This window comes from Corynebacterium incognita, assembly GCF_014217255.1.
GTDB classification, from domain to species: domain Bacteria; phylum Actinomycetota; class Actinomycetes; order Mycobacteriales; family Mycobacteriaceae; genus Corynebacterium; species Corynebacterium incognitum.
In genome coordinates this window covers 998817-1016809 of record NZ_CP059404.1, presented here as the reverse complement: position 1 = coordinate 1016809, position 17993 = coordinate 998817, and the positions used below count along the sequence as shown (strand labels likewise).

Here is a 17993-nt window from a genome sequence, read left to right as displayed (position 1 = left end):
CCATGACCAAGACCCTCGCATTGGCGCTACTCGCCGAGCACTACAAGGAGAACACCAATGACTGAAACTGTTGAAGTGCCTCGCGCTCTGATTGAGGCTGGGGATATTGAGGCAATCAAGAAACTACTACCCGGGCCGACGGGGCTGTTGGGGCGGTGGGCCACTCACCCTGTGCTCGGGCGGGTTATGTGCGTCCACGACTCGCTCCAAAGCAACGGCTTGGTGCCGGTTGCTTTAGTGAGCGGCGGGGAGAATTTCACCGCGGATTTGGACTACCACGAGCTGACATTTGACCCGGTGGAGCTGGGCACCGAGCAGGACTTCCGGGAAGCCCCGGAGGGGACTGTGGTTGCCGCCCCCTCAGTAAACGCCTACCAAAAAGTTTTCGCCGATGATTGGGAAAGCCTGAATGACACGCTCACCGCTAAAGAAATGGCAAGCAGTCGCCCGTGGCAGGTACTTAGGTGGGGGGGGAAGCGGCGATGAATAAACCGCACCTTCCCTCCCCGGACCGCCACGCCGAGTACGGCACGTCCCAGGACGCGCCACACGGGCTGGTAGAAACCGACGGCCACCGCGTCTACCTCAACACCAACACCTACCTCACCCCCGCGGAGGCCCGCGCCTACGCCCACGCACTACTCGCCGCCGCCAACCACGCAGAAAAGGAACAAGAATGAACCAGTTTGAAAAGGCTCAGCACACGATGAATGAAACCAACATCGTGTTCAAGAAAGATGACGTCACCATCAACGGCCAATCCGTCATCTGCCTGGAAAACGCCGGAATCCAACCATGCGGAGACCACGTCGCAGTCACCCTCACAATCATCGGCAACCTGCAAATTGAAGGCCTGCCGAAAGGCGCAAACATCATCGACCCGCAAGACATCTGGGACACGCTGAAGGAGCAACAAAATGCCTAAGACCCTCGCTGCCCTCACACCCGCAGAGCGTGAAGAGTGGATCGGTAAGCCGGTTTTCACCCACTTTGATTTCCCATCAATCTTGCACGACGTCGACGGGGCCAACGCAGAACTCTTGATTTTCATGGATGGCGAATGGCGCACCGGAATCTGGATGCGAATCCACGCCGTCGAACTCCCAGGAATGAGCGAAGCATGAGAACCCTCGCAGACATGCCCCTCGCCCAGCGCTCCGAATGCGTCGGCATGTGGTGCAACATCGGCCCACATGAGCCCGGCATTGACGCGGGAAACCGCCTCTTCGTCCTGCGCTCAAGCAGCAACTACCAGGGTGCGCAACACGTCAAGCTGCTCGACCCCATCAGCGGAGTGAGCGAATACATCAGCTTCAAAAACGTGACTCTACGCCCCGACCTGCCCCGCGCATGGACGCCGAACGGTGCACCAGTGCCGGGGGAGTGGGAAGACGGAACAAGCAACTTCTTTGTCAACGAATCCCAACTATCCCCCAACGCCGGTAGCACCGGGTGGACCCACCGCCGCTGGGTAGGGGAATGGGAACCATGCTGACATTCACCATCGCCGGGATGCAGTACGAATACGCGGTAGAAGCCCGCTGCCAAGAAGATGGTCAGTGGCACCGAGTCACAGAGTGGACCCCTGACCCTAATCCCTACAAACCAGGCCACGGCCCGAGGAACAATGAACGCATCGTCCGCCGCCTGGTTGGCCCCGTGGAGGAAGTCAACTAATGGAGCTATTCAACGATCATTTTCAAAACTTCAAGCGCTACAGTATCCCCAAAGCGCAGCTAATCCTCGCCGATATCCCCTACAACCTCGGCGCCAACGCCTACGGCTCAAACCCCAAATGGTACATCGACGGGGACAACAAAAAAGGTGAATCGGAACTAGCCGGTAAACAGTTCTTCGACACGGATAAAGACTTCCGCGTCCCCGAATTTATGCACTTCGCCTCGCGCATGCTGCGTAAAGAACCAAAAGAAAAAGGCCAAGCCCCCGCAATGGTCGTATTCTGCGCGTTCGACCAACAATGGGCACTGATCGAAGAGGCCAAACGCCACGGCTTCAACGGCTACATCAACCTAGTGTTTCGCAAACGCACCAGCCCGCAAGTACTCAAAGCAAACATGAAGATTGTTGGCAACGCCGAATACGCATTGGTGTTCTACCGCCAAAAACTCCCCAAATTCCGCAACCACGGCCGCATGGTCATGAACATCTGGGACTGGCCGGCCGACCGCACAACCCCCAAAGTTCACCCAACCCAAAAGCCCGTCCCATTGCTTGAACAATTCGTTGACCTATTCACCGACCCCGGCGACGTAGTGATCGACCCATGCGCGGGAAGCGGTTCGTCACTCATTGCGGCCGAGAACCTGAACCGACGCGGGTACGGATTCGAAATCAAGAAAGAGTATTGCCAGTCGTTCCATGACCAGGTGCAGTTTGCGGTAACGCAGCCACTGCCACTGTTCGAAGCTGCGCAGTAAATGGTTTTCTCTCATGGAATGCGATGGTCACGCTAGACTCGGTAGAGGTGTTGTCAAACAATGCCATCATTCAAATCAAGTAGCCACTGTAAAGGGGATGAAATGAATTTCTTAGTAGAAAAGAGCACATCGGGAGCCTATTACATCTGGACGGATGGGTCTGGTACGCCTTTTGAGAGCTATGAGATTGCACGGGGATTGACCCGGCGTGAACTTGTTGCCTGCTTGCATTACCTTAATGGAGGTAGTGACCCTGAATCCGTGAAGATTGCTACTGAACTGGTGTTTCTCGCGGAAGAGCCTAAGTAGCAAGGTGCGGTGTTGGTAGGCCTGCATTAGTATGATGGTGGCACCATGATCCCCCGTCGTGTGGTGCAGAATCCCCGAGGTTGCCCCGTGAGTGTTGAGCCAAGCTCCACCACGGGGCAATACCTATCTACGCTGCATCGTCATTAAGACGCTCTTCGACGGCGCACGCCTGAGAGTTGATGACCACGAGGAAGATAATTGTAGCGGTAGTAAACTCCAATAGCCATCGCTCAGCGCTGATACCATCCATTGCCCGGTAAATTAAGCCAGAAAAGTAGCCCAAAAACTCGGCGATTGCAGCATTCTTCTCGCTCGCTTTTAGTAGTTTCAATTCGGCAACGGGTACGCCGGTGAACTTCTCGGTGAGTTCTTCGACTACCTCGGGTTGTTTCTCGGCTATTTCCTGTGCTTGCTCGCGGAGCTTGGGGGAGTGCAGCGCTGCTTCGACAGCCCATTTTGGTTTGGTGGAGCCGTAGATGTCCATGATGGATGCCATCGTCTTGGACAGTTCGTTGTAGCCGCGCATGGAACCCTTAATGGCTTCGATTGTGGCGAAGTTGTAGGGGGTTTTGACGTCGATGGCGCTTATAGCGGCAAGGGGTCGCAGGCTGCGGTTGAGTGATTCTTGAATTTTGAGTTGTGGGCGTGCTATGCGTGCGGCTAGTTGGTTGGCCTGTGTGATTGCTTCCATGAAACCGGGGTTGATTGCTGTCGCCCGGGTTATGGCATTGAGCTGGGTTGTCAGCCCCGTTATCGTTTCTCGCATCTGGGAGCCGGGGCCTGCTAATGCCTCGTTCAAAGCTTGTGTTTGCTTAAAGCCTATTTGGGCGATGCCTAGTTGTTTGGGTGTTGGCCAGTTGGGGCGGATGCCGGCTTGTTTGGCTAGTTGGGTCATGTTCAGGCCGTGGGCGTTGTAAGGGTCGTATTTTGTCATGTGACTAATTTTGCCAGTTTGGCCTGGGGTTTTCCAATTTGAATTACAAGTTGCGCAACACAACATCATCATGTAACATTTGTTAGGTAAGGTTCGCTGCCACGAACACCCCAACCGAAAGGAGCAACACCATGACTGTCACCTCAACCAACTGGAAAACAGACGCCGCCGACCGCCTCCAACCATTCATCGACCACTTCAACATCACCAATAAGATCGAATACTTCGACAGCTTCCAAGGAGCCGTCGTAGTCGAAACCCGCGACGACATCCGCTTCTCAGCCGTCGCCAACAACGATGACAAAACCATCACCATTGACCTCAAATTCGTCAAGGCTGACATTCCCATCATTTCCATCCGGGCACTCCCCGGAATCGCTACCACCGCCGCACGCAAGGCAATCAACTACGTTGCATAACCCAACAAAAGGGTGGTGGCGTAACGCGCAATGCGCCACCATGAACCCAGAACAATTCGACCTCGACGGCACCAAAGATAAACAGCTCACCGCCGAAAAACTCTGCGCCGGGTGCCCAGTACTTCAAGACTGTGCCATCGACGCCCTAGCCAACGGTGACGTAGGTGTCGTGCGCGCCGGAGTGTGGATACCCAGTTACATATCCGGCGGGCACTTCCAGTCCGCGCACTATAGTCTATTGCGGTACGCCGCTGGAATGGAGGCAACAAATGTCGCATGAAATGCAACTATCGTTCACCACCCCACCGTTGACAGCTAATCAGCGCCTGCGCAGGATGCAAGAGGCAAAGATCGTGAAACAAGTGCGACATGAAGCATGTGTCCGCGCTAAATTCATGCGCCTACCCCACGTGAAGCATATCCGGGTGGAATTACATTACCGGCCGCGTGACAAGCGCAGACGCGACGCAGACAACATTGTGCCCACGCTCAAAGCCTTGTGTGATGGCCTGGTGGACGCTGGCATCGTTGATGATGACACACCGGAATTCATGGACAAACGTATGCCCATCATTCACCCGTCAATCCCAGGGGAACCCGGCAAAATGTGGTGTGTAATTACACTTGTGTAACACAACACTGTTATGTAACCTCATGTTACATGCGGCCGCCATGCCACCAACAACCCACATTCATCAACCCACAACCATTCCACCCAGACACCATCGAAGCGCAAGAAATGTGCACCCATTGCCCCCTGCGTAAACAATGCGCACTCGACGCCTTAAACGCGGGGGACACCATCGACCAAGCGCACCGCGCACCAGCATCCGGGGTCATCCAAGCCGGCGTCATCTGCGACGGAGACCAACGAACAGCCAACGAACTCGCAGCCATCGCCGGGGTCAAAGCCCCCAACCTTTTGGTGTCACCCAGATACAAACCACCGGAAGTGTGCAAAGGGTGCGGGCGCAGCATGGTGGCACGCATCAAGGGGATACCGCTAGACGAATCCATCATCACGCACGCGGCCCATGGCTATTGCCGAATCTGCGATGCGAAACGACGCCGGGCAAAAACCTGGAAGTCGAACCAACCGAAACATTCAACCCTATTTAATTGGAAAGAGAAACATGACCACACTCATCATCGCCGGGGTAGGCTCAACCATCCTGATCGTCCTACTCGCGCTACTACTGGTGGCATTGGTGGCCAGGAATCACAACAAATCGTACTGTTCTAACCAATCGGGCCATTTGCCTGTGGTGTGTGAATCATCCCGTATGCCTGCGCGTGCACATGAAGATGATGCAGGTTTGGACTTGCGTGCCGATTGTGAGGTGTTTTTGCGTCCCGGCCAGCGGTTTTTGATGCCCACGGGTGTACGGATGCGTATCCCTCATGGGCATGTTGGTTTGGTGTGCCCGCGCAGTGGGTTGGCCATGAAGCACGGTATCTCCATCGTTAACGCCCCTGGTGTTGTGGATGCGGGCTACACGGGCGAAGTCAAGGTGAATTTGGTGAATCTTGGTGAGCGTGCCGTGATGTTGAGGGCGGGGGAACGTATCGCACAGTTAGTTATTGTGCCGGTGGATATGCGCCCGGTGCGGACGGTGGAACGCCTGTTGAGCACTGAGCGTGGCGACAAAGGCCATGGCTCCACGGGGGTGAAGTAAATGGGCACTGCACATGATGATGATTGGGTGTTGGAAGTATCCGTGAAACCAGACCCGGTTAATAACCCCTCCCACTACACGGGATTCTCAAACGGTGCTGAAGTCATCGACATCACCGAGAATCTGAACTTCTGTAGGGGCAATGCGGTTAAGTACATCGCCCGCGCCGGGCAAAAAGACCCAGCTAAGGAACTCGAAGATTTACGTAAGGCGCGCTGGTACATCGAGCGGGAAATCAACCGCCTCACAACGACGGGGGAGTTAAATGCGGCGGATTAAAGGCCGACGTGACATCGACCCTGGCGGCGAACCCATCACTGCCTACAAGACACCATGGAGGATAACTAATGACACCTTTTGAGCGCTGCAAGCGCAACCACCCATCCCAGATCGCGGCGGATAAGCGGGCACTTGAGAATATTGAGAAAAACCTACATGAGACCGCGCCGGAACCTGAATACCCCAAGCAGCGCAAGTGGGTAATGACCTGGAGGTACTAACCTCAGCATGTCATGTCCAACGCCGCACAAACGCGGCTACAGGAACAAAACCATCGCCAACCGGGCACTATCCAACGAGATAAGGCACGGGCGGGGAAAGAAACTCCCCATCCGTATCTACAGGTGCACTTGCGGTAAGTGGCACACAACATCAATGTCTTACCGGGTATGGAGGAAAACTAATGGGCAAAATGCCTGAGTATGAGGTGTTTGAAATCTACGACGGGCGCTTTCTCGTGGCCCCGGTGGATTCGTACCCTATGCATGCGAATGATCCGCGTGTGCGTGGCAACTTCGGTGACGTGGATACGGCTTGGGTGCATGCTGAAAAGCTCAACAAGTGGTATCAAAACATCTTCAACCAAGTTGCCTAACCCAACACTGTAAGGTAACATTTGTTACATTGTGGAACGCGAAACCCCAACCCGTGAACCACAACCCAGGCCCGTCACCTGGAAGCAAAGACGGAACCCTAAACCTGCTTTCCTAATCCATGGCACACGGCAAAGCAGGGTTCATCCCCTCTAGTGTAATGGCAGCACGCGACGTTTTGGCCGTCGTAGCATTGGTTCGAATCCAGTGTGGGGAGCCAGGGATGTTAAGCCCACGCATCAATGGGTCAAGCAAGCCACCATGGTCACTGAAAGCTCGGTACGCTGCATCCCCCAAGCCACCCACCAGATGTGGGTAACAAACGACCACCTTTGAGTGGTCTACCTGGGAGTTGGCAATCATATACCCTATGACCGCCTGATTCTTACACCCTCCCAGGTCTTATGCCTCTTTAGCTCAATTGGTAGAGCAACCGGCTTTTAACCGGTGGGTCACTGGTTCAATTCCAGTAAGGGGCACAGGGCGATGACCAGGGCCACCAATGTTGGAAGTGAGGATCGCTACCTCCCCTGCGAGCCATTCCGGATGCAGTTCATACACTCTCCGGCGTTCAGCGCGTGGAAACCATGGGCATGGCCGTGGGGGAAACGTGCACCATAACCTTTGTTTCCGGGTTAATGTCCACCCCTGCGTTTACTATCCACGGTATGAAGAAATCACGTGAACAGATGGCAGCAGAATACGAAGCCCGATGGGCCGCTATCGACGCAGAATGGGACGGCCTGCCAGACGATGAAACCACAGCCTGCGGAATGCCACTAGGGGTTGTGCACCCGGAACTCTACGACGAAAACAACCAGCTACGAGACGGGGCGCTCAACAACTTCAACGCTGACGCACACTAGGGGACATGCCCCAAATCCCCATCTCCCAGCTCAAGTTCTACCCCGGCAACGCCCGCCGGGGAGACATCGACCTCATCGCCGAATCCCTGGAACGCCTGGGCCAATACAAACCCATCGTCGTATGCAAAGGTGACAAAGCCCCCGAATATGCCGGCGTTATCCTCGCGGGCAACCACACCACCATGGCGGCGCAACGCCTAGGCTGGGACACCATCGATGCCCACATCATCGACGTGGACGCGGACACTGCCAAACGCATCGCCATCGTAGACAACAAAGCTAACGATGAAGCCACCTACGAGGTGGAAGAATTGGTGAACCTGCTAACCGACCTGCCAGACCTCGCAGGCACAGGTTTTGACCGGGACGAACTCGACGAACTGTTGGAAGCACTCGACACCATCGACGAACCAGTACCGGATAAACCCGCCGACCCCAAACCTGAGGGATTCAACCTGTTGGTTGAGTGTGACGATGCGACCCAACAAGCCCGGATTAAATCACGACTATTGGCTGAGGGAATCACCGTGAGTGAGGTTTAACGATGAGAGGTTAGATTACTCGGACTTAAGGGACTCTTTTTGTTCTACTTTATAGACGTAGATAGCCTGGATAGCTGGGGGAAACACAGCAAATATCGTTAGTAGCTTTGCACTGCCGTTGGAAAACATGACTGTAAAGAAAAATCCCACGATGTAGATTCCAAGGCTCATAAAAAAGATGATGAATAACCAGTCAATTCTATCCATGTCAAACTTTATTGCAAGGAAAGTTAGAAAGATTGCTAGCAAGACCGCACCGCCAACTAGAAGCACCATTAGACAGCCAGGCAAGTTTAGATCTTCAACAAAGACGTTTCCTCCCTGTTCCCGGAAGGAAACGTGTGCGATGATGAACCCAAAAAAGCAGCTCATTAGGGTGCTTATAAAAAGCCAGGCCGAAGAAAGGGTTCTCTTAAGGAGGGTGCTTTCAGATTGCGTCAGCGGTTCGTAGATTGTGAAGATTTTAGGCACACAGTCAGATTAGACGTATAAATTCAACAACGCAGCTCCCTGGGTATCTTTTTGGGTTGTTCCCCACACAGTACCCAGGAGGTCACCCAATGGGAGTAAACGCCGACCGGCGCGAAGATAACCGGATGCGCCGCGCCGAAAAAGTACGCTCAATGCGCCTAGCTGGCTTATCATGGCGGCAAATCTCGGAGAAAGTACACGTCTCAGTCGAAACAGTGAAGAAAGACTGGGACCGGATTCAAGTTGAATTCCCGGAACAAACCGCCCGCCAACTCGTTGCTGAACAAGACGCGCAACTGGTGGAGATGCTTAAACCATTCTTCCTCAAGGCTATTACGGGCAATGACCGGGCGGCGAACACCGCGCTACGCATCATGGATCACCGTGCGCGGCTGTTTAGCCTGTTTGACCTGCCACAGGATAACGGCCAGCAAGACGCGCAAGATGCGTTGGCTGAGCTGATTAAATCCATCCAGGATGCGGCGACCAAGGAATAGCCCACTATGGGGATGTCGCAGAAACAGATTGATGCCATCGCAAATGCCACGATGCGTGGCAACGTGTGGGATGGTGCGGTGCGCTCGGGTAAAACCTTTGGTTGGTTGATGCTCATGCTGTCGAAGATCAGTGCCTATGGTGGTGCTGGTGGCATTGTGGTGGTGGGTAAAAACCGGGATTCGATTTACCGGAACGTGTTTGAACCCATCGAACTGGTGCCAGAATTCGCGCCGTTTCGCCCGTTCGTGAAATACCGGCAAGGTGCCGCGACCGCTAACATCTTTGGTAAGAAAGTGCACGTCATTGGTGCGAATGATGCTGGTTCTGAATCCCGTATCCGAGGCATGACACTAGGGTTAGCGTTCTGTGATGAATTGACTGTGCTTCACCAACAATTCTTCAAACAGTTGTTGGCGCGTCTATCCATCGAGGGTGCACAGTTTTTTGCGACTACTAACCCGGATTCGCCGTCACACTGGTTGAAGAAAGAATATCTGGATCGCCGGGATGAAATCGGTTGGCAGTACGTCCACTTCACTATGGACGATAACCCCTCACTGTCGGAGGAATACAAGACGGCGCTGCGCCGCGAGTACACCGGCCTATGGTACAAAAGGTTCATTCTCGGATTGTGGGTATCCGCTGAGGGCGCGGTCTATGACATGTTCGATGAAGATGAGCATGTCGTAGCCCCGGCGGATATTCCCACTATGCAACGCGTCATCGCACTGGGCATCGACTATGGCACCACACACCCCACGGTGGGCACCCTGTTGGGCATCGGTGCGGATAATCGTCTTTATGCCCTGGACGAGTTCTTACCCGGCCGCTTGACGGACGCGAACCTATCCAACGCTTTGTGGGAGAAACGCCGCGCCTGGGAACAACAAGGCTGGGTGCCTGAATGGACATTTGTTGACCCCGCCGCCGCGTCCTTTAGCCTGCAACTTTACGAGGATAACCACCCCAACCTAGCCAAAGCGAACAACGACGTTCTAGACGGAATCCGTACCGTAGCCAGTCTGCTAGACAACGGCCATCTACTCATATCCTCCCGGTGTACCAAGCTCATAGAGGAAATACCCGGCTACAGGTGGGATGACACGGCCAGCAACAAGGGAATCGACAAACCAATCAAAGAAATTGACGACGCGGTGGATTCCCTGCGCTACTCCGTTTTTTCCACCCGGCATGAGTGGGCACCATACATCAAGAATTTAGGAGTATCGCAATGAACCTCCCGGCACCTGGCAGCACGTGGCCCCCAACCCAATGGGAGCCGGTCACGCGCATGATTAACGATGCCGCCGTGTGGTGGGAGGGTGACGCGAAACATCTGGACTCGCGCTACACCGGGGTGACTAATCGCCCATCCCAATACATGGGTGGGGTAGTAGGTGCGGCCTCCCGATTCTTTTGGGGTTCGCCAGTGCCGCAAGGACAAACGAATCGTAAGGTTCACTTACCGATCGCGGCAGATATTGCGGCGACGGCGGCGACGTTGTTGTTCGAGACCCCGCCAACGTTCTCGTGTGAAGATGAGCACCAGGCCGGCCGTCTCGATGCCTTGTTCAATAACGACATGTTCCCCGCTGACCTGCTAGTCATGGGAGAATCTCTATCCGCGTTGGGCGGTGCGTTCGGGCGCGTCATGTGGGATACGGAAATTGCTGATGAGCCATGGATTGAGTTTGTTGATGCTGATTCCGCGTTCCCGGAATTTAGCTACGGCCGCCTAGTAGCCGTTACATTCCATGAAGAACTCGCAGCCCTGGATGATAAACACACGTGGCGACTGTTGTCGCGCTACACCGCCGGTCGAATCGAATACGGCCTATACGAGGGCACCGTAGATAACGTGGGTAAACCTAAGCCTCTCACCGACCACCCGGCCACCCAAGCCTTAGCAAACATCGTCGATAGTAACAGTGGGGTGGAATCCCACACCTCCGGCATCGCAGCCGTCTACATCCCCAACGTCCGCCCCGTAGTCGAATTCCGCAAATATGGCCAACTACGCCACATCGGCCGCCCAGACCTCTCACCAGACCTGTACGGCCTATTCGACCTACTCGACGAAACCTGGTCAGACATCCGCCGTGAAATGAAGCTCGGTAAAGCCCGCGCCACCGTCCCCGAGTCTTGGTTGAAAACCAACGGCCTGGGCCAGGGTAAAACGTTTGATGTGGATCGTGAATTCTACGACGGTATGAACATCCCACCGACTGATGGTTCAGCGCAGGCTCATCTGTTTCAACCGTCGCTGCGTTTTGATAAGTACCTGCAACTTGCGGATGCGACCGTCCTGGAAATCCTACGCCGCGCCAACTACTCACCGGCAACGTTCGGTATCACCAACCAGGGTGCGCAAAAGACCGCAAGGGAAATCGACTCCGAGTACAAAGCCAGCCTGCAAACTTGGAAAGCGAAAAGCCGCTACGTGCGCGCCGGATTATCCCAACTGGCTGTTGCCGCGCTGGAAGTTGATGCGTGGCTCAACGGCCACCCCGCCCCCGCGGATAAGGTCACGATCACAATGGAACCCCCGGTGCAAGAAACGATGCTGGACAAGGCACAAACCATCCAGGCGTTGGATGCTGCACGGGCCATCTCCACTGAACGTAAGGTGGCGTCACTGTACCCGGATATGTCGCAAGCAGACCAAGACACCGAGGTGCAGCGCATCAAAGCAGAACAGGCTGGTGTACTTGACCCCCTCGGTAATCTTGACCCAGACGAACCATTCGAAATGGACTAACCCTTGGTATTCGACGCGGCGAAAGTTAGCGGGCTAGAAACCACAATTGTGGACATCTACGCCCGCGCTGAGCTGTACCTCATTCAAATTATCCGTGACGCGCTCATAGCCGCAGGGGAATCACCAACCTGGGCTGAGGCCCAACTATTAGCTATTAGACAGCAACAAGGGCGCATCCAAGGCCTGGCAGCAACATTGCAGAAGCAAGCCCCTGCGCTATACCAGGATGTGGTGGCAAGGGCGTTTCTACGCGGCCAGATTGAAGCAGAAAAAGAAATACTGACCCTCCCCACAATCGAATCAGCCAACAGCCTAATCAACGACACTGCCGTGTATGCCATAGCTGGTGAACAAGTGGGCATCATGTCCGAGGTGCATAAGAGCATCCTGCGCCGCACGGATGACATTTGGCGGGCAATCACAGCAGAAGCAACCGGAATGGCACTCACTGGAACAATGACCACGTTTGATGCCGCACAGCGCGCATTCACCCGGATGGCTAGGGACGGCATGGGGTTTTATCGTGACGCAGCAGGCCGCAAATGGGGACTGGACACCTACGCGGAAATGGCCATCCGTCATGCCACGAACCAGGCCATGCGAGTAGGACACACTGAAACCTACCTCCAACACGGTATCGACCTGGTGGTGATCAGTTCCCATAAGAACCCGGCCCCACAATGCGCGCCCTACGAGCGCAAAGTGATTAGCCTGACGGGAAAATTCCCCGCCGGAACCCACCGCATCGGCGACAACATCGTAGACGTCAAAGCCACCATGCGTGACGCGGAAGCCAGCGGCCTACACCACCCCAATTGCCGACACCATCATTCTGCGTACATTCCCGGCTACACCAACCTGCAACCCGTCACCCCACCCGATGATGACCACGCAGGCTACAAGGCGACGCAGAAACAGCGCTACTACGAACGCCAAATCCGCGCCTCCAAACGCATGGAAGCCGCCGCAATCAACGACAAGGACATCAAGGCAGCACGCCAACGTACCCGCACCTATCAGGCGAAGCTGCGGGACCACATCGCAGAACACGACCTGCCACGCCGCCGTCACCGCGAACAAATGCGCACTCCTAAGCATCCAACACCACGAGGTGGAGGTACATCACTTACCCAACGATTAGACCCCGTGACCATCCCAACACCGGCCACGCCAGTCGCACCAACCCCGGTGGAACCACGCCGTCGTGGCAGACGCGCCGGGCAAGGCGGTCTATCCGTCGCCGACATTATGAAGCAGAATGATGCCCCAGTAGCGAATGTGGTTGCATCGAAAGCATCTGTCAGTGAATGTGCCAACATTCCAGATCTTCCAGCGCCACGGCTCAAAGAAACCACCACGAAAACATTGGCTTCATTGCCAAAAACAGCCGACAAATCATGGAACGCCATTACCAAGCAAGCCAACGGCGAAGCCCGGTACAACTGCATTCGCGTAGCTAGCGCCGTGGAAATGCGCCGCCGTGGCTACGATGTCACGGCAGGAAATTCCACGTTCCGCCCTGACTCACGCGCCAATCAAGACCTGGTGGCATCAACTCACAAGGCTCGCCGCGACCTAGAACGAAACCCTGCTCGTCCTACGACAGCCGATATTGCCATTGGTGCATGGAAAACCAAAGACGGCCAACGTCGAATCTTGGTGGGAGCACCCGAGGCTAAAAAGGGAATTCGATACGGGAAAAACGGAGCGACCGTCAAAATGTTTGAGGATGAAATGCCGGATGGTGCCAGCGGATTCGCAGTATGTAAATGGAAGAAAGATAACGCTGGGCACATTTGGAACTGGGAAAAACAAGATGGCAAAATTCGATTCTTTGAAGCACAGACGCGTCGAGGCTTCATTGACAATGATGACTATCTGCCATTTGCATCGGCGGGTACGCTGAGGATGGTTCGAGTTGACGATCTAGTGCCCACAGATGACGTTCTGAAAGTCATCGATATTGACAATACGTAGAGGTAGTGATGATTACTTTCGGTGAAGCGCAGCGCCTTGTTGAATCGCTTGATGACGTGCAGATTGAGCACGAGGCAGTGGGTTATGGGGACGAAATAATAGTGACGGAGAAAATATCGGATGACGGTTGGCTTGACCCCATGAAGTATTTAATCAATGTGGATACCCAGGCGGTTCGACACCTGGGTTCGTCTCCATTTGATTGGCCACAGTGGTACGCCGATGACAAGGAAGAACGGGTCACCTTAACGTAAGCGGCAGCCTACGGATAGCATGTGCCCGCTAGTTCACCATTGATCGCCGCCCGCGCTGACTCTAGCTTGCCCAACCGACCCACATATTCCGTCGGAACCTCAAACGACGCCGTTAAATAGTCACTACCCAACCCGATAGGCACTTCCTCTTCCTCGGTGGACGGGAACACCTGAATATAGGTGTTAAACGACCCGGCCGCGTTGCTCTCCATGATGACGTGGCCATTCTCAAATTCCAGCTTGTAGGAGTAGGAATTATCCGCATTTGAACTAGGAGCTACCCAGAATGTGGCCTCGCGGCCCTCAATGTTGAAGTTCTTGACCGTCATGGCCCCACTGGATGTTTGGATGATGCGTTCTTCACATGTCCAGGCATTATCGGGTGGTAGTTGCTCGGAAACATCAATGCCTAGTTCGGTGGTTGTGTTGAACTCGACTGTTTCCGGGGTGGCGGGGGATGCTTGGTTTGTCGCGGTGTCCGTGGTGCCACAGCCGGATACCATGACTGTTGCTGCGCATATGCTGGCAAAAACCTGTTTTCTCATAAGTAAGAATCTAGTCCGCCAACACTTACCGCGCTGGACAACGCACCACAATGCTCAACCTACAGGGGTAAAACCAACCCCCAACACTAGGAGCAACAGGTGCAAGACACCAGCCAGGAACAAAGCCAGGAGCAAACCCAGGCAGGCCAGGAGCCAACCCCAACCCCCAACGACATCGCGCCAACCCAGCCAGAACCAACCAACCAGGCTGAGCCAGTACAGGCAGAATCCGTAGACCAACTCCCGGACTGGGCACAACAGGAAATCCGCAAAGCCCGCGAAGAAGCCGCAAAATACCGCACTAAGGCTAAGAGCGCAGCCGAAGAAGTGCAGAATAAGGCGCAAGCTGAGCGCGACCAACTCATTCAACAGATCGGCAAGCAACTGGGATTGGTGGAGGATGACACCTCAGACCCCGAAAAGCTACTCACCGCCGCGCAGGAACAAGCCAAGGCAGCGGCCGAAGAGCGCGACAAGATGGCTCAACAGCTCGCGTCGTATCGCCGTGACGCAGCCGTGCGGGGCGTGATCGGAAACGTTGACGGCAAGGTTGATGCAGACCTGCTTACCGCCGTCCTTAATTCGGACAACGCCTACGCCGCGCTAGATGTAAATGCAGATGATTTTGATGCCCAGGTGGCGCAAATCGTCACCCAGAAACTCGAAGCCCACCCGAACCTAATCCAGGCGATTCACAAGGCATCCGGCGTGGACACATCCAACACCAACCGAGGAAACCAAGCAATCACCATGGCCGATTTGCAGAAGATGACCTCAAAGGAAATCTACGAAGCGCAAAAAGCCGGGAAGCTTAACCACCTCTACACCAATTAGGAGACCCTATGTCTGTCGAATCCTTTAAGCCGATCCTTTGGGCCGCAGCCCTTGACGCACCGTTTCAGGATGCGCTCGTCTACTCTCAGACTGGTGTGGCAAACGCCCGTTTCCAGCCGGTACTGGAAAACTCCGGCAAGTCTGTCAAGATTAACCGCCTTGGCGCAGTCCAGACCCGAAAGTACGTCCAGGGTGAGGCAATCACCTACGACACCCTGTCTACCGAATCCACCGAGATGGTCATGGACCAGCAAGAGTACTACGCCTTCCTCGTTGAGGATATTGACCGTGCTCAGGCTGCTGGTGACTTCCAGAACGAGTCCACCCGCCAGCATGCTTACGCCATGGCGGCAAAGGTAGAGGCCCACACCGCCAGTGTCCTTAAGGATGGTGCGAAGACCAAGCTGGGCACCAAGGCTGTGTTTGATGGTGCGGATTTCTTCCGCCCTGCTGAGGGGCAGATGACCGCGTGGGATGTGCTGCGTGAGTTCTCTAAGCAGCTGAATAAGAACTCTGCCCCGTCCCTTGACCGTTGGGTTGTTGTCGGCCCGAATATGGCTGCTGCGCTGCTTGCAGACCGTCGTTTCACTGAGGCTGACAAGGCTGGTACTGACGTTATTCTGCGTAACGGTCAGATTGGTTCTATCCCGACTCTGGGCTTTACCGTGTACACCTCTAATCAGGTTCCGTTGACCGCTGGACGTGAGACGACTATTGGCGGCGCGCCGAATGCTCTGGATTTTGCGTCCCAGCTTCAGACTGCTGAGGCGTTCCGTCACCCGGATCACTTTGCTGATGCTTTCCGTGGCCTGCAAGCGTGGGGTTCCACACTGGCTTACCCAGAGTCTGTGGTGACTCTGGAAGCTGATGTGAAGCCGGGCACGCTTGGTTCTGCACCTGCTGGTGCTGATACCCCTTTAGGCCAGTAGCGCCGGGTGAGGACACCGTGCCGGGTGACGATACGTTCCCTGGTGTCTAGTTGAGAGCGGGGTGTGGGATATAGTCCCCGCCCCGCTTTCATCGTTTCTAGGAGAAAAAGATGCTTATTTTTGCGCAGCCTGCGGATGTTGAAGCGTGGGCTGGTGTCCCGTTGGACGATGAAGCCCAGACGGTTCTGTTGATTCGGCGTGCTAGTGCGTGGGTGCAGCACGCGGTGCGGGCGGCGCGGTTTGCGATCACCCCGGCGGGTTTACCTGCCGATGATGGGGTGATGGATGCTTTGCGTGAAGCGACGTGCGAGCAAGTAGTGACGTGGCAAGAAAACGGTATTAACCCGTGGGAGATCGCCACTACTAGGCCTGTGGTTGAGTCATCGTCGATTGGTGATGCGAATGTTAACTATGACACGTCTAGTGGTGCGTCGGCGGCTCAAGCGAAAGATGAGGCGGCGAACAGGTTGTGTGACGCGGCGTGGCTAATTTTGGATAACGCTGGGTTGATTGGGGGTTACCCGTGGGCGCAGTAGAGGATATGCAGGATACTTGGTTCAAACATGAATGTGTTTTGCGGCGGGGCGTGGGTGCGTCACCTTACGGGCATTCGGAGGGCACGCCCGTGCCGTTTAAAGGATTCGTAAGGCAGAAAGTCAACCGCATCATGGGCACCGAGGGTGAACAAACCACCACGGACACCATTGTGTATTGCCCGCTTGGGTTGGAAGTCGAACGCGGCGACCAAGTAGAACTACCCGCCCCGTTTGAAACAGGGCCGTGGGAAGTCACCGAGCGCACCGCCCACGACGGGGCCGGGAATCAAACACCAGACCACCAGCGCCTTATGTTGACGATCCCCGCTGATTCCAGTGCGGGGCCGGGGGTGACTAGCCCGTATGGCTGATTTAGATTGGCGGGGCCAGCGAGTCATTCGCAACATTGAGAAAGCAGCGGAAATGGCCGCACGCGCCGGGGCTGAACTCGTACTCGATGAAGCAAGGCAGCGTGCCCCCGTGGAAACCGGAACATTGCGCGGCGACTCCAAAGTGACTGTTGACGGCACACAGGCCGCCGTCGCATTCGGCCTAGGCCCCTCCAAAGCCTACGCACGCCGCCAACACGAGGAAGTCGGCTGGCAGCACCAAGACGGCCAAGCCAAATACCTAGAGACCGCACTGTTGGATAAACAAGGCGATGTGAAGCGCCTTATCGCAGATGAAATGAGGAAAGCACTATGACCGCCCCCGCCTACGGGAACCTCACCACCGACCTAGCGGAACACCTAGCAAACCTCGGATTCGGCCAATGGAACCCCAACGGCATTTACAAATCATTCGCACCCCCGGCCATCTACCTAGGCATCATCCCCGATGAAGCCGGCCCATCAATCGCGCTTAACATCTACCACCACTCCACCACGAACGGGAGGGACACAGGCACCCCTGAAATCCGGGTACAGATCCGCATCAAAGGAAGCCGCGACCCCCGCCTAGCCCAATGGGTAGGCAACGACATCTACACAGCTTTGCACGAGCAAACAGACTATGAGCTGGACAACGGCACCCGCGTTCTACTTTCGCAGCGTGTCCTCACACACGAGGAACGCGACCCCAACCTGGTCTGGCACCGGGTTGATTCATACGCATTCACAGTCAACCCTAGCTAGGA

General features: G+C 55.2%; 28 protein-coding genes and 2 tRNA genes. 27 read left to right on the top strand and 3 right to left on the bottom strand.

Annotated elements, in window-relative coordinates; all coding sequences use genetic code 11:
- The first annotated feature begins 57 nt into the window (after positions 1–57).
- Genes H0194_RS04710 through H0194_RS04680 form a run of 7 tightly spaced genes read left to right on the top strand, consistent with a single transcriptional unit; the run spans position 58 to position 2438 of the window.
- A complete protein-coding gene (locus H0194_RS04710) occupies positions 58–486 on the top strand; it encodes a hypothetical protein (protein ID WP_185176655.1) in 429 nt (142 codons plus the stop codon).
- Positions 483–680: a hypothetical protein gene (locus H0194_RS04705; protein ID WP_185176654.1), complete on the top strand. Its 198-nt coding sequence runs from the start codon at positions 483–485 to the stop codon at positions 678–680. The genes H0194_RS04710 and H0194_RS04705 overlap by 4 nt, the downstream gene beginning before the upstream one ends.
- Positions 677–925 carry a hypothetical protein gene (locus H0194_RS04700; RefSeq protein WP_185176653.1) on the top strand — a complete coding sequence of 83 codons (249 nt, stop codon included), beginning with the start codon at positions 677–679 and terminating at the stop codon, positions 923–925. Before H0194_RS04705 ends, H0194_RS04700 begins: the two co-directional genes overlap by 4 nt.
- Positions 918–1124 carry a hypothetical protein gene (locus tag H0194_RS04695; RefSeq protein WP_185176652.1) on the top strand — a complete coding sequence of 69 codons (207 nt, stop codon included), beginning with the start codon at positions 918–920 and terminating at the stop codon, positions 1122–1124. Before H0194_RS04700 ends, H0194_RS04695 begins: the two co-directional genes overlap by 8 nt.
- Positions 1121–1495, top strand: coding sequence for a hypothetical protein (locus tag H0194_RS04690; RefSeq protein WP_185176651.1), 375 nt, complete (start codon positions 1121–1123; stop codon positions 1493–1495). The genes H0194_RS04695 and H0194_RS04690 overlap by 4 nt, the downstream gene beginning before the upstream one ends.
- The gene (locus H0194_RS04685; protein ID WP_185176650.1) at positions 1489–1677 is read left to right on the top strand and encodes a hypothetical protein; all 189 of its coding nucleotides are present in this window, start codon (positions 1489–1491) and stop codon (positions 1675–1677) included. Before H0194_RS04690 ends, H0194_RS04685 begins: the two co-directional genes overlap by 7 nt.
- Complete coding sequence (locus tag H0194_RS04680; protein ID WP_185176649.1) at positions 1677–2438, top strand: DNA-methyltransferase; 762 nt, start codon at positions 1677–1679, stop codon at positions 2436–2438. Before H0194_RS04685 ends, H0194_RS04680 begins: the two co-directional genes overlap by 1 nt.
- 436 nt (positions 2439–2874) lie before the next feature.
- On the opposite strand, the gene H0194_RS04675 is transcribed toward H0194_RS04680, so the two are convergent.
- Positions 2875–3681 carry a hypothetical protein gene (locus H0194_RS04675; protein WP_185176648.1) on the bottom strand — a complete coding sequence of 269 codons (807 nt, stop codon included), beginning with the start codon at positions 3679–3681 and terminating at the stop codon, positions 2875–2877.
- 131 nt (positions 3682–3812) lie between these two features.
- Here H0194_RS04675 and H0194_RS04670 point away from each other — a divergent pair, with 131 nt between their 5' ends.
- The 10 genes from H0194_RS04670 (at position 3813) to H0194_RS04625 (ending at position 8056) form a co-directional block, all read left to right on the top strand.
- Entirely contained in the window at positions 3813–4100 is a 288-nt protein-coding gene (locus H0194_RS04670) for a hypothetical protein (RefSeq protein ID WP_185176647.1), read from the top strand.
- Positions 3997–4380 carry a WhiB family transcriptional regulator gene (locus H0194_RS11155; RefSeq protein ID WP_425486447.1) on the top strand — a complete coding sequence of 128 codons (384 nt, stop codon included), beginning with the start codon at positions 3997–3999 and terminating at the stop codon, positions 4378–4380. The genes H0194_RS04670 and H0194_RS11155 overlap by 104 nt, the downstream gene beginning before the upstream one ends.
- Positions 4370–4732, top strand: coding sequence for a RusA family crossover junction endodeoxyribonuclease (locus H0194_RS04660; protein ID WP_185176645.1), 363 nt, complete (start codon positions 4370–4372; stop codon positions 4730–4732). Before H0194_RS11155 ends, H0194_RS04660 begins: the two co-directional genes overlap by 11 nt.
- Before the next feature lie 651 nt (positions 4733–5383).
- Positions 5384–5776, top strand: coding sequence for a dUTP diphosphatase (gene dut, locus H0194_RS11150; RefSeq protein ID WP_185176890.1), 393 nt, complete (start codon positions 5384–5386; stop codon positions 5774–5776).
- Positions 5777–6055, top strand: coding sequence for a DUF3310 domain-containing protein (locus H0194_RS04650; RefSeq protein WP_185176644.1), 279 nt, complete (start codon positions 5777–5779; stop codon positions 6053–6055).
- Between the two features lie 403 nt (positions 6056–6458).
- Positions 6459–6650 (top strand): hypothetical protein, encoded by a 192-nt coding sequence (locus tag H0194_RS04645; RefSeq protein ID WP_185176643.1) that lies wholly within the window; start codon positions 6459–6461, stop codon positions 6648–6650.
- Positions 6651–6794: 144 nt separating this feature from the next.
- A tRNA-Gln gene (locus tag H0194_RS04640) sits at positions 6795–6868 on the top strand.
- Positions 6869–7054: 186 nt separating this feature from the next.
- Positions 7055–7127, top strand: a tRNA-Lys gene (locus H0194_RS04635).
- 189 nt (positions 7128–7316) lie between these two features.
- Positions 7317–7514 (top strand): hypothetical protein, encoded by a 198-nt coding sequence (locus tag H0194_RS04630; protein WP_185176642.1) that lies wholly within the window; start codon positions 7317–7319, stop codon positions 7512–7514.
- A 5-nt stretch (positions 7515–7519) separates the two neighbouring features.
- Complete coding sequence (locus H0194_RS04625; protein ID WP_185176641.1) at positions 7520–8056, top strand: ParB/RepB/Spo0J family partition protein; 537 nt, start codon at positions 7520–7522, stop codon at positions 8054–8056.
- A gap of 15 nt (positions 8057–8071) precedes the next feature.
- On the opposite strand, the gene H0194_RS04620 is transcribed toward H0194_RS04625, so the two are convergent.
- Entirely contained in the window at positions 8072–8527 is a 456-nt protein-coding gene (locus H0194_RS04620; protein ID WP_185176640.1) for a hypothetical protein, read from the bottom strand.
- An 89-nt stretch (positions 8528–8616) separates the two neighbouring features.
- On the opposite strand from H0194_RS04620, the gene H0194_RS04615 reads away from it, so the two are divergent.
- The 5 genes from H0194_RS04615 to H0194_RS04595 are packed head-to-tail and all read left to right on the top strand — an operon-like array spanning position 8617 to position 14014.
- Positions 8617–9024 carry a hypothetical protein gene (locus H0194_RS04615; protein WP_185176639.1) on the top strand — a complete coding sequence of 136 codons (408 nt, stop codon included), beginning with the start codon at positions 8617–8619 and terminating at the stop codon, positions 9022–9024.
- Positions 9025–9030: 6 nt separating this feature from the next.
- Entirely contained in the window at positions 9031–10260 is a 1230-nt protein-coding gene (locus H0194_RS04610; protein ID WP_185176638.1) for a PBSX family phage terminase large subunit, read from the top strand.
- A 56-nt stretch (positions 10261–10316) separates the two neighbouring features.
- Entirely contained in the window at positions 10317–11783 is a 1467-nt protein-coding gene (locus tag H0194_RS04605) for a phage portal protein (protein WP_246389072.1), read from the top strand.
- A 3-nt stretch (positions 11784–11786) separates the two neighbouring features.
- A complete protein-coding gene (locus tag H0194_RS04600) occupies positions 11787–13760 on the top strand; it encodes a phage minor capsid protein (protein ID WP_185176636.1) in 1974 nt (657 codons plus the stop codon).
- A gap of 8 nt (positions 13761–13768) precedes the next feature.
- Positions 13769–14014 (top strand): hypothetical protein, encoded by a 246-nt coding sequence (locus H0194_RS04595; protein WP_185176635.1) that lies wholly within the window; start codon positions 13769–13771, stop codon positions 14012–14014.
- Between the two features lie 8 nt (positions 14015–14022).
- Here H0194_RS04595 and H0194_RS04590 read toward each other — a convergent pair whose 3' ends face one another.
- A complete protein-coding gene (locus H0194_RS04590) occupies positions 14023–14559 on the bottom strand; it encodes a hypothetical protein (RefSeq protein WP_185176634.1) in 537 nt (178 codons plus the stop codon).
- A 99-nt stretch (positions 14560–14658) separates the two neighbouring features.
- Between H0194_RS04590 and H0194_RS04585 the strand changes: the two genes are divergently transcribed.
- From H0194_RS04585 to H0194_RS04565, 5 genes are all read left to right on the top strand, one after another.
- Positions 14659–15393 (top strand): hypothetical protein, encoded by a 735-nt coding sequence (locus H0194_RS04585; protein ID WP_185176633.1) that lies wholly within the window; start codon positions 14659–14661, stop codon positions 15391–15393.
- Positions 15394–15401: 8 nt separating this feature from the next.
- Positions 15402–16322, top strand: a complete 921-nt coding sequence (locus H0194_RS04580) for a phage capsid protein (RefSeq protein WP_185176632.1) — start codon at positions 15402–15404, stop codon at positions 16320–16322.
- 110 nt (positions 16323–16432) lie between these two features.
- Positions 16433–16858 (top strand): hypothetical protein, encoded by a 426-nt coding sequence (locus tag H0194_RS04575; protein WP_185176631.1) that lies wholly within the window; start codon positions 16433–16435, stop codon positions 16856–16858.
- A gap of 363 nt (positions 16859–17221) precedes the next feature.
- Complete coding sequence (locus H0194_RS04570; RefSeq protein ID WP_185176630.1) at positions 17222–17563, top strand: HK97-gp10 family putative phage morphogenesis protein; 342 nt, start codon at positions 17222–17224, stop codon at positions 17561–17563.
- The gene (locus H0194_RS04565) at positions 17560–17991 is read left to right on the top strand and encodes a minor capsid protein (protein WP_185176629.1); all 432 of its coding nucleotides are present in this window, start codon (positions 17560–17562) and stop codon (positions 17989–17991) included. Before H0194_RS04570 ends, H0194_RS04565 begins: the two co-directional genes overlap by 4 nt.
- The last annotated feature ends 2 nt before the right edge of the window (positions 17992–17993 follow it).

What these genes read in the sequence shown, in the direction of transcription:
- H0194_RS04605 (WP_246389072.1), top strand. Translation starts at nt 10,317, where the DNA reads ATGATTAACGATGCCGCCGTGTGGTGGGAGGGTGACGCGAAACATCTG.
- H0194_RS04645 (WP_185176643.1), top strand. Translation starts at nt 6,459, where the DNA reads ATGGGCAAAATGCCTGAGTATGAGGTGTTTGAAATCTACGACGGGCGC.
- H0194_RS04650 (WP_185176644.1), top strand. Translation starts at nt 5,777, where the DNA reads ATGGGCACTGCACATGATGATGATTGGGTGTTGGAAGTATCCGTGAAA.
- H0194_RS04565 (WP_185176629.1), top strand. Translation starts at nt 17,560, where the DNA reads ATGACCGCCCCCGCCTACGGGAACCTCACCACCGACCTAGCGGAACAC.
- H0194_RS04695 (WP_185176652.1), top strand. Translation starts at nt 918, where the DNA reads ATGCCTAAGACCCTCGCTGCCCTCACACCCGCAGAGCGTGAAGAGTGG.
- H0194_RS04575 (WP_185176631.1), top strand. Translation starts at nt 16,433, where the DNA reads ATGCTTATTTTTGCGCAGCCTGCGGATGTTGAAGCGTGGGCTGGTGTC.
- H0194_RS04675 (WP_185176648.1), bottom strand. Translation starts at nt 3,681, where the DNA reads ATGACAAAATACGACCCTTACAACGCCCACGGCCTGAACATGACCCAA.
- H0194_RS04660 (WP_185176645.1), top strand. Translation starts at nt 4,370, where the DNA reads ATGTCGCATGAAATGCAACTATCGTTCACCACCCCACCGTTGACAGCT.
- H0194_RS04685 (WP_185176650.1), top strand. Translation starts at nt 1,489, where the DNA reads ATGCTGACATTCACCATCGCCGGGATGCAGTACGAATACGCGGTAGAA.
- H0194_RS04580 (WP_185176632.1), top strand. Translation starts at nt 15,402, where the DNA reads ATGTCTGTCGAATCCTTTAAGCCGATCCTTTGGGCCGCAGCCCTTGAC.
- H0194_RS04690 (WP_185176651.1), top strand. Translation starts at nt 1,121, where the DNA reads ATGAGAACCCTCGCAGACATGCCCCTCGCCCAGCGCTCCGAATGCGTC.
- H0194_RS04590 (WP_185176634.1), bottom strand. Translation starts at nt 14,559, where the DNA reads ATGAGAAAACAGGTTTTTGCCAGCATATGCGCAGCAACAGTCATGGTA.
- H0194_RS04710 (WP_185176655.1), top strand. Translation starts at nt 58, where the DNA reads ATGACTGAAACTGTTGAAGTGCCTCGCGCTCTGATTGAGGCTGGGGAT.
- H0194_RS04570 (WP_185176630.1), top strand. Translation starts at nt 17,222, where the DNA reads ATGGCTGATTTAGATTGGCGGGGCCAGCGAGTCATTCGCAACATTGAG.
- H0194_RS04625 (WP_185176641.1), top strand. Translation starts at nt 7,520, where the DNA reads ATGCCCCAAATCCCCATCTCCCAGCTCAAGTTCTACCCCGGCAACGCC.
- H0194_RS04705 (WP_185176654.1), top strand. Translation starts at nt 483, where the DNA reads ATGAATAAACCGCACCTTCCCTCCCCGGACCGCCACGCCGAGTACGGC.
- H0194_RS04680 (WP_185176649.1), top strand. Translation starts at nt 1,677, where the DNA reads ATGGAGCTATTCAACGATCATTTTCAAAACTTCAAGCGCTACAGTATC.
- H0194_RS04615 (WP_185176639.1), top strand. Translation starts at nt 8,617, where the DNA reads ATGGGAGTAAACGCCGACCGGCGCGAAGATAACCGGATGCGCCGCGCC.
- H0194_RS04595 (WP_185176635.1), top strand. Translation starts at nt 13,769, where the DNA reads ATGATTACTTTCGGTGAAGCGCAGCGCCTTGTTGAATCGCTTGATGAC.
- H0194_RS04700 (WP_185176653.1), top strand. Translation starts at nt 677, where the DNA reads ATGAACCAGTTTGAAAAGGCTCAGCACACGATGAATGAAACCAACATC.
- dut (WP_185176890.1), top strand. Translation starts at nt 5,384, where the DNA reads ATGCCTGCGCGTGCACATGAAGATGATGCAGGTTTGGACTTGCGTGCC.
- H0194_RS04630 (WP_185176642.1), top strand. Translation starts at nt 7,317, where the DNA reads ATGAAGAAATCACGTGAACAGATGGCAGCAGAATACGAAGCCCGATGG.
- H0194_RS04610 (WP_185176638.1), top strand. Translation starts at nt 9,031, where the DNA reads ATGGGGATGTCGCAGAAACAGATTGATGCCATCGCAAATGCCACGATG.
- H0194_RS04670 (WP_185176647.1), top strand. Translation starts at nt 3,813, where the DNA reads ATGACTGTCACCTCAACCAACTGGAAAACAGACGCCGCCGACCGCCTC.